Here is an 8,115-nt window from a genome sequence, read left to right as displayed (position 1 = left end):
ACCGCCGGTGGGGGTGGAGTTCTGGTTGGGGCGGGGAAGGTGCCTTCATGGGAAAGGCCCGGTCCCCGGGGCCCCGCCGCGTGGGAAAGGCTCGGTCCCCGAGGCCCCGCCGCCTCGGCCCTGAGTGCCGGACCCCACCCGTTCGCCCGGCACTCAGACCCCTCCCCCTCCGGTACTACAGCCGGCCCAGTACCTGCGTCAGCAGGTCGCCCATGCGGGCTGCGCTGTCGCGGCCTGCCTGGAGGACTTCCTCGTGGTTGAGGGGTTCGCCGGTCATGCCGGCGGCGAGGTTGGTGACCAGGGAGATGCCGAGGACCTCCGCGCCGGCCTCGCGGGCGGCGATGGCCTCCAGGACCGTGGACATGCCGACGAGGTCCGCGCCGATTACGCGGGCCATGCGGATCTCGGCGGGGGTTTCGTAGTGGGGGCCGGGGAACTGGGCGTAGACGCCTTCCTCCAGGCTCGCGTCGATCTCCTTGCAGAGGGCGCGCAGGCGGGGGGAGTAGAGGTCGGTGAGGTCGACGAAGTTCGCGCCGACGATGGGGGACGTCGCCGTGAGGTTGATGTGGTCGCTGATGAGGACCGGCTGGCCGGGGCGCATGCCCTCGCGGAGGCCTCCGCAGCCGTTGGTGAGGACGATCGTCTTGCAGCCGGCGGAGACCGCGGTGCGGACTCCGTGGGCCACGGAGGCGACCCCGCGGCCCTCGTAGTAGTGCGTACGGCCGAGGAAGACCAGTGCGCGCTTCTCCCCGATGCGGTACGAGCGGATCTTGCCGCCGTGGCCCTCGACGGCGGGCGGCGGGAAGCCGGGGAGTGCCGTGACCGGGAACTCCGCGTCGGGCGCGCCGAGCGCGTCGACGGCCGGCGCCCAGCCGGAGCCCATCACGAGGGCGACGTCATGCGTCTCGGCACCCGTCAGCTCACGCAGCCGCGCGGCGGCGCTGTCGGCGGCGGTGTAGGGGTTGCCCTGAATGTCGTCCGGGATGTCGTCCGGCAGAAGAGATGCGTTCACGCGGATGAGCGTAGCCGGTCTGTGCCTACGCGCGTAGATGACAGACCTTACGGCTCGACGATCGTTGTCTTGTCGTTTCCGGCCAACTCCGGTCGGACGTGATCAGCGGGGCGTCAGCAGGGGCGCTTCCGCAGCTCCATCACATAGTCGTGCGGCGCCCCCGCCGACTCCGCCGCGTCTGCGATCTCCCCGAGGTAGCGGGCGGACGGGAGGCCCCCCTCGTACCCGTTGAGAACGTATGTCCACGCGCCCTCTTCCCCTTCCAGGGTGTGGACGCGAATGCGTGTACGGCGGTAGATCCCGAGGCCGGTGCCCTCCCAGCGGTCGAGGGACTCCTCGTCCATGGGGGCGATGTCGTACAGGCCGACGAATACCTGAGAGCCAGGCTCCTCGACGATCGTCGCCAGCGCGCCCTCCCAGCCCATCTGCTCGCCGCCGAAGGTGAGCCGCCAGCCGTTCAGCCAGCCCGTCGCACGCAGCGGGGAGTGGGGAGCGCGGCGGGTCATCAGCCGCGCGTCGAGGTTGCCGGCGTACGCGGCGTAGAGCGACATGGGGGAGAGGGTACGGCAGTGGCGTCGGGGGCCGGATGCGAAGCCGTAGTACCCGTAGCTCCCGGGTATCGGTGCCGCCGCTCGTACCGGTCCCGTAGTCCACCCGGCCCCCCGAATCCCGCCTCTCCCGTCGCGTACGGGACAATGGGTACGTGACTCGGATCGTGATCATCGGTGGTGGGCCCGGCGGGTATGAGGCGGCGCTGGTGGCCGCGCAGCTCGGGGCGGAGGTGACCGTCGTCGACTGCGACGGTCTGGGCGGTGCGTCGGTGCTCACCGACTGCGTGCCGTCCAAGACGCTCATCGCCACGGCGGAGGTGATGACGACCTTCGACTCCTCGTACCAGGAGCTGGGGATCATCGTCGCCGACGACACCCCGCCCCTGGAGCAGGCCGCCCGGGTCGTCGGCGTGGACCTCGGCAAGGTCAACCGGCGGGTGAAGCGCCTCGCGCTCGCGCAGTCGCACGACATCACCGCGTCGGTGACGCGCGCCGGCGCGAAGGTGATGCGTGGCCGGGGCCGCCTGGAGGGCATGCAGGCCCTCGACGGCTCCCGCAAGGTCGTCGTCACGACCGCCGACGGCACCGAGCAGACGCTCACCGCCGACGCCGTACTCATCGCGACGGGCGGTCACCCCCGGGAGCTGCCGGACGCGCAGCCCGACGGCGAGCGGATCCTGAACTGGACGCAGGTGTACGACCTGACCGAGCTGCCCGACGAGTTGATCGTCGTCGGCTCCGGTGTCACCGGCGCGGAGTTCGCCGGGGCGTACCAGGCGCTCGGCTCGAAGGTCACCCTCGTCTCGTCCCGCGACCGGGTACTACCCGGGGAGGACCCGGACGCCGCGGCCGTACTGGAGGAGGTCTTCCGGCGGCGCGGCATGAACGTCATGGCCCGCTCGCGCGCCGAGTCGGCGAAGCGGGTCGGCGACCGGGTCGAGGTGACGCTCGCGGACGGCCGTGTCATCACCGGCAGCCACTGCCTGATGGCCGTCGGCGCGATCCCCAACAGCGCCGGGCTCGGTCTGGAGGAGGCCGGCGTCAAGGTCCGCGAGTCCGGGCACATCTGGACCGACAAGGTGTCCCGCACTACAGCTCCAGGGGTATACGCCGCCGGTGACGTCACCGGCGTCTTCGCCCTCGCCTCGGTCGCCGCGATGCAGGGCCGTATCGCCATGTACCACTTCCTCGGCGACGCGGTGGCCCCCCTCAACCTCAAGACGGTCTCCTCGAACGTCTTCACCGACCCCGAGATCGCGACCGTCGGCTACAGCCAGGCCGACGTCGACGGCGGCAAGATCGACGCGCGCGTCGTCAAGCTGCCGCTGCTGCGCAACCCCCGCGCCAAGATGCAGGGCATCCGCGACGGCTTCGTCAAGATCTTCTGCCGTCCCGGTACGGGGATCGTCGTCGGCGGCGTCGTCGTCGCGCCGCGCGCTTCGGAACTGATCCACCCCATCTCGATCGCCGTCGACAACAATCTGACGGTCGAACAGATCGCGAACGCGTTCACCGTGTACCCGTCCCTGTCGGGCTCGATCGCCGAGGTGGCACGCCAGCTGCACACGAGGAAGGCGGCGGGCGAGAGCTGACGGCCGAAAGCAACTCCCCGTCGGTCACGGGGAGTTGCCAGGGTTGGTGACGGCGCGGGGCGGGTAGCCGAGCCCCTATACCACTTCACCCACTCCTGTGCGAACAACTTCTGTTATTCGGCGCAAACACCTGAAAACAGACGGTCGCCCGCGTTACTGTCAGTTTCGTGTTCGCTGCTGAACGTCGCCAATTGATCCTCGAAATGGTGCGAGCGAACGGGGCCGTGTCGCTCCGTGAGCTCGCCCGCGTCGTCCAGACCTCCGAAGTGACCGTACGGCGGGACGTGCGCGCGCTGGAGGCAGAAGGACTCCTCGACCGCCGGCATGGCGGTGCGGTACTGCCGGGTGGATTCACGCGAGAATCCGGCTTTCCGCAAAAGTCCCATCTCGCGACCGCCGAGAAGACGGCCATCGCCGATCTCGCGGCGGGATTCGTCCAGGAGGGCGAGGCCATCGTCGTCGGGGCCGGTACGACCACGCAGGAGCTGGCCCGCCGGCTCGCGCGGGTTCCCGGGCTGACCGTGGTCACCAACTCCCTTCTCGTCGCACAGGCGTTGGCCCATGCGAATCGGGTGGAGGTCGTCATGACCGGTGGGACCCTGCGCGGGTCCAACTACGCGCTCGTCGGGAGCGGGGCGGAACAGTCCCTCCAAGGGCTGCGGGTCTCCCGGGCGTTCCTCTCCGGGAGCGGGCTGACCGCCGAGCGGGGGCTCTCCACGTCCAACATGCTGTCCGCGTCCGTCGATCGTGCGCTCGTGCAGGCCGCCGCGGAAGTCGTGGTCCTCGCGGATCACACGAAGCTCGGGACCGACACGATGTTCCAGACCGTGCCGACCGATGTCATCACGCGGCTCGTCACCGACGACCCTCCTGCCCACGACGACCGTGCGGCAACGGAGTTGCAGGCGCTGGCCGATCAGGGGGTGCAGATCGCTGTCGCGGGTACCTCCGGTGGTGAGGCGGTTCCTGCTCGGCAGCATCCTCCGCAACGCCGGGATGTCGCGGTGCCCACCCCTCGCAGGGGGCAACTGCCCGGCTCCGCCGGGGGGTTGAGGGCGGCGGCGGTGATGGGGGAGCAGCCGCAGAGTGAGAGGGCGCGGGTTGCGGACCTCAGGCGCAGTAGGTAGGGGCGGGTTCTGAGGGTGCGCGGCTGACCGTTGTGTGTGGCTGGTCGCGCAGTTCCCCGCGCCCCTGGAAAACGTGGTTGCGGCTGTAGTTCGTCCGCGGCTTCTGGATGGAGTCTGCTTCGCAGCCTCCATCCAGAAGGTGGGTGGCTTCTAACGCCGGGCCAGCCCAACGCCTTTAGGGGCGCGGGGCTGTATCGATGTGCGGCTACCGCCGCGTGGGCGCGACCAGCCACAGCGGCGGGTGCGACTCGTACGAATCCGAGCCCACCCACCGCTGTTGAGTAATCAGTCCTTGATCTCGCAGATCGCCGCACCGGACGTCAACGACGCCCCGACCTCCGCCGACAGCCCCTTGATCACGCCCGCCTTGTGGGCATTGAGCGGCTGTTCCATCTTCATCGCCTCCAGGACGACCACGAGGTCACCTTCCTTGACCTCCTGGCCCTCCTCGACGGCGACCTTGACGATGGTGCCCTGCATGGGGGAGGCGAGGGTGTCGCCCGAGGCGACGGGGCCGGACTTCTTCGCCGCCCGGCGCTTCGGCTTGGCCCCGGCCGCCAGGCCCGTACGCGCCAGGGACATGCCGAGGGAGACGGGCAACGACACCTCAAGCCGCTTGCCGCCGACCTCGACGACGATGGTCTCGCGGTCGGCGTCGTCGTCGGCCTCCGCGTCGGCCGGCGCCGAGAACGCGGGGATCTCGTTGACGAACTCGGTCTCGATCCACCGCGTGTGGACGGTGAACGGCTCGCTGGAGCCGGTGAGTTCGGGGGCGAACGCGGGATCGCGAACCACCGTACGGTGGAAGGGAATCGCCGTGGCCATGCCCTCGACCTGGAACTCCTCCAGCGCACGGGCCGCGCGCTGCAAGGCCTGTTCGCGGGTGGCGCCGGTGACGATGAGCTTGGCGAGGAGCGAGTCCCACGCGGGGCCGATGACCGACCCGGACTCGACGCCCGCGTCGAGGCGCACCCCGGGTCCGGACGGCGGCGCGAACGTCGTCACCGTGCCCGGCGCGGGCAGGAAGCCGCGGCCGGGGTCCTCGCCGTTGATGCGGAACTCGAAGGAGTGGCCCCGCAGTTCGGGGTCGCCGTAGCCGAGTTCCTCGCCGTCGGCGATGCGGAACATCTCGCGGACGAGGTCGATGCCGGCGACCTCCTCGGTGACCGGATGCTCCACCTGGAGACGGGTGTTGACCTCAAGGAAGGAGATCGTGCCGTCGAGCCCGACGAGGAACTCGACGGTACCGGCGCCGACATAGCCGGCCTCGCGGAGGATCGCCTTGGACGAGGAGTACAGCTCGGCGACCTGAGCGTCCGTCAGGAACGGCGCGGGCGCCTCCTCGACGAGCTTCTGGTGGCGCCGCTGGAGCGAGCAGTCGCGCGTGGACACGACGACGACGTTGCCGTGCGCGTCCGCGAGGCACTGCGTCTCGACGTGCCGCGGCTTGTCGAGGTACCGCTCGACGAAGCACTCACCGCGCCCGAAGGCGGCGACGGCCTCGCGCACGGCGGACTCGTACAGCTCCGGCACCTCTTCGAGCGTACGGGCGACCTTCAGCCCGCGCCCGCCACCGCCGAACGCGGCCTTGATCGCGATCGGCAGCCCGTGCTCCTCGGCGAACGCGACGACCTCGTCGGCGCCGGAGACGGGGTCGGGCGTACCCGCGACGAGCGGCGCGCCCGCGCGCTGGGCGATGTGCCGGGCGGCGACCTTGTCACCGAGGTCGCGGATGGCCTGCGGCGGCGGGCCGATCCAGACCAGGCCCGCGTCGAGGACGGCCTGCGCGAAGTCGGCGTTCTCGGACAGGAACCCGTACCCGGGGTGGATGGCGTCCGCGCCGGACTCCCGGGCCGCGTTCAGCACCTTCTCGATGTCGAGATAGCTGCTCGCCGGGGTGTCACCGCCCAGGGCGAACGCCTCATCCGCGGCGCGGACATGCAGCGCGTCCCGGTCCGGGTCGGCGTAGACGGCCACGCTGGCGATACCGGCATCCCGGCACGCGCGGGCCACGCGGACTGCGATTTCGCCACGGTTGGCGATGAGCACCTTGCGCACGATTGAGGCTCCCTCCTGGAAACAAGCCGAGTTTAGGGACTGCCGACACGGCGCATCGACCCGTCCCCAAAGGTGAGCTTGCCCACACAGAGCGTGACGCCAGGCTCGCTCGACCCGCGAAATCCCTTGTCGTACGGCCGTACGCAGGACTCCTCGGAAAACCCTAGCCCGCCCATGTGGTCAAGGTCTCTGTGAAGGCGTGCTGCGGCCCACTCCGTTTCTTTGTCGGGTCCCTACGAACGGCGCTCCGGATCTTTGCGCCGGCACGAACCATTGTCCTGAGCTTTACCAGTCAGTAGCGTTCCTGATGGCCCGAACGTACGTCGGGTAGGAGCAGAATCGCTCCAGCACGGGTCGAAAGCAGGTGGTGACGATGGTCCGCAGGCCGGTGGCATGGGTGGTCGCGGTCGTCCTCCTCGCGGAGGCGTTCGGCGTGGCGCTCCTGAACTGGATCCTCGGGACGCTCGTCGGCCGCCAGCACATGTCCCTCGCGGGCCTCGACCCGGACGTGATGGCGAACTCCTCGAAGATCTCCGGCTTCGTCTTCGCCGCCTACTTCGCCTTCTGCGCGCTCGTCGCGCTCCTGGTCGCGATCCGCGGCCACCGCCCGGCGGGCCTCGGCCGCGTCCTGCTGATCAGCGCGGCCGTCGTCCACGGCCTGCTGGCCGCCGTCGCCTGGGGCCTGGTCGGCGCGACGGCCTTCGCCACGATGGTCGCGGTCATGGCCCTGATCGTGCTGCTGCTGATGACGCACGACGGGTACGAGGACGGCGCGCCGACGCCGGAAGGCACCCCGCGCGGCAGCGGGCCGGGGCCGCTCACGCCTCCGTCGGTGCCCACAACTCCGTGATGCCGATGCCCAGTTCGCCGAGCAACCGGCGAACGAGCGGCAGGCTCAGGCCGATTACGTTGCCGTGGTCGCCGTCGATGCCGTCGATGAACGGCGCCGAGCGGCCGTCGAGCGTGAACGCCCCGGCGACGTAAAGGGGTTCGCCCGTCGCGACGTACGCCGCGATCTCGTCGTCCGTCGGTTCGCCGAAGCGGACGACCGTGGAGGCGACGGCGGACGTCCAGCGGCCGTCGGCGTACACGCAGTGCCCGGTCTGGAGGGTGCCCGCGCGGCCCCGCATCGACTTCCAGCGGGCGGTGGCCTCCTCGGCGTCGGCGGGCTTGCCGAGCGCCTCGCCGTCGAGGTCGAGGACCGAGTCGCAGCCGATCACCACCGCGCCCTTGGCCTCCGGGCGGGCGGCGACCACGGACGCCTTGGCCTCCGCGAGGGCCCGCGCCAGCTCGGCGGGGGTGGGGGCGGTGATCGCGTCCTCGTCGACGCCGCTCACGATCTTCTCGGGCGTGAAGCCGGCGTCCCGCAGCAGTTTGAGGCGGGCCGGGGACTGGGAGGCGAGGATCAAGCGGCGAGTCATGGGAAGCAGCGTATCCGTGACGGTTCGGCGCCTCATCTCAGGCCGATCACGAACATCGCCAGCACCATGGCCGCCGCCATGAGGAACCCCAGTCTGCGCAACATGCCCTGCATGTCGCGCAGCTCCTTGGGGGGTTCGTTCTCAGGGTCGGACCACAGCATGATGTCCAGGGTGCGACGGAAAGGTGGAGAAGACCTGAGTACTAGTACTCAAGTCTTCCGCTTACCGGGTCACACCCGTCTGGTCACTTCGGCCAGTACGTCCGCGCCCACGCCGTGGCACCCGCCCGGGGCACGCCCCGCTCGGCGATCCGCGCCGGATCCGACCACGCGTCCTTCACCCTGGGGGCGTCGG

Annotated in this window: 8 protein-coding genes; 3 read left to right on the top strand and 5 right to left on the bottom strand. The window is 70.3% G+C overall.

All coding sequences use genetic code 11. The features are described from left to right. Positions 1 to 175 precede the first annotated feature (175 nt). Complete coding sequence (locus AOK24_RS25625; RefSeq protein ID WP_055722428.1) at positions 176 to 1,012, bottom strand: purine-nucleoside phosphorylase; 837 nt, start codon at positions 1,010 to 1,012, stop codon at positions 176 to 178. 113 nt (positions 1,013 to 1,125) lie between these two features. Beyond that, positions 1,126 to 1,563 carry a gamma-glutamylcyclotransferase family protein gene (locus AOK24_RS25620; protein WP_055722427.1) on the bottom strand — a complete coding sequence of 146 codons (438 nt, stop codon included), beginning with the start codon at positions 1,561 to 1,563 and terminating at the stop codon, positions 1,126 to 1,128. A gap of 152 nt (positions 1,564 to 1,715) precedes the next feature. On the opposite strand from AOK24_RS25620, the gene AOK24_RS25615 reads away from it, so the two are divergent. Both AOK24_RS25615 and AOK24_RS25610 read left to right on the top strand, forming a co-directional pair. Next, a complete protein-coding gene (locus AOK24_RS25615; protein WP_055722426.1) occupies positions 1,716 to 3,155 on the top strand; it encodes an NAD(P)H-quinone dehydrogenase in 1,440 nt (479 codons plus the stop codon). Positions 3,156 to 3,322: 167 nt separating this feature from the next. Next, positions 3,323 to 4,282, top strand: coding sequence for a DeoR/GlpR family DNA-binding transcription regulator (locus tag AOK24_RS25610; protein WP_079056989.1), 960 nt, complete (start codon positions 3,323 to 3,325; stop codon positions 4,280 to 4,282). 285 nt (positions 4,283 to 4,567) lie between these two features. Here the strand turns inward: AOK24_RS25610 and AOK24_RS25605 are convergent, their stop codons facing one another. Next, on the bottom strand, positions 4,568 to 6,340 hold the full coding sequence (locus AOK24_RS25605; protein ID WP_055722425.1) for an acetyl/propionyl/methylcrotonyl-CoA carboxylase subunit alpha: 1,773 nt from the start codon (positions 6,338 to 6,340) through the stop codon (positions 4,568 to 4,570). A gap of 373 nt (positions 6,341 to 6,713) precedes the next feature. Between AOK24_RS25605 and AOK24_RS25600 the strand changes: the two genes are divergently transcribed. Further along, positions 6,714 to 7,190 carry a hypothetical protein gene (locus AOK24_RS25600; protein ID WP_055722429.1) on the top strand — a complete coding sequence of 159 codons (477 nt, stop codon included), beginning with the start codon at positions 6,714 to 6,716 and terminating at the stop codon, positions 7,188 to 7,190. Here AOK24_RS25600 and AOK24_RS25595 read toward each other — a convergent pair. Both AOK24_RS25595 and mmpB read right to left on the bottom strand, forming a co-directional pair. Beyond that, positions 7,159 to 7,761, bottom strand: coding sequence for a Maf family protein (locus AOK24_RS25595; protein WP_050372584.1), 603 nt, complete (start codon positions 7,759 to 7,761; stop codon positions 7,159 to 7,161). The genes AOK24_RS25600 and AOK24_RS25595 overlap by 32 nt on opposite strands. A gap of 32 nt (positions 7,762 to 7,793) precedes the next feature. Next, the gene (gene mmpB, locus AOK24_RS52335; RefSeq protein ID WP_262414523.1) at positions 7,794 to 7,922 is read right to left on the bottom strand and encodes a morphogenic membrane protein MmpB; all 129 of its coding nucleotides are present in this window, start codon (positions 7,920 to 7,922) and stop codon (positions 7,794 to 7,796) included. Positions 7,923 to 8,115: the final 193 nt, after the last annotated feature.

Source organism: Streptomyces niveiscabiei, assembly GCF_001419795.1.
In the GTDB taxonomy this organism is placed as follows: domain Bacteria; phylum Actinomycetota; class Actinomycetes; order Streptomycetales; family Streptomycetaceae; genus Streptomyces; species Streptomyces niveiscabiei.
Note: the sequence above shows the minus strand (reverse complement) of the source record. Positions and strands in the feature narration are given on the sequence as shown.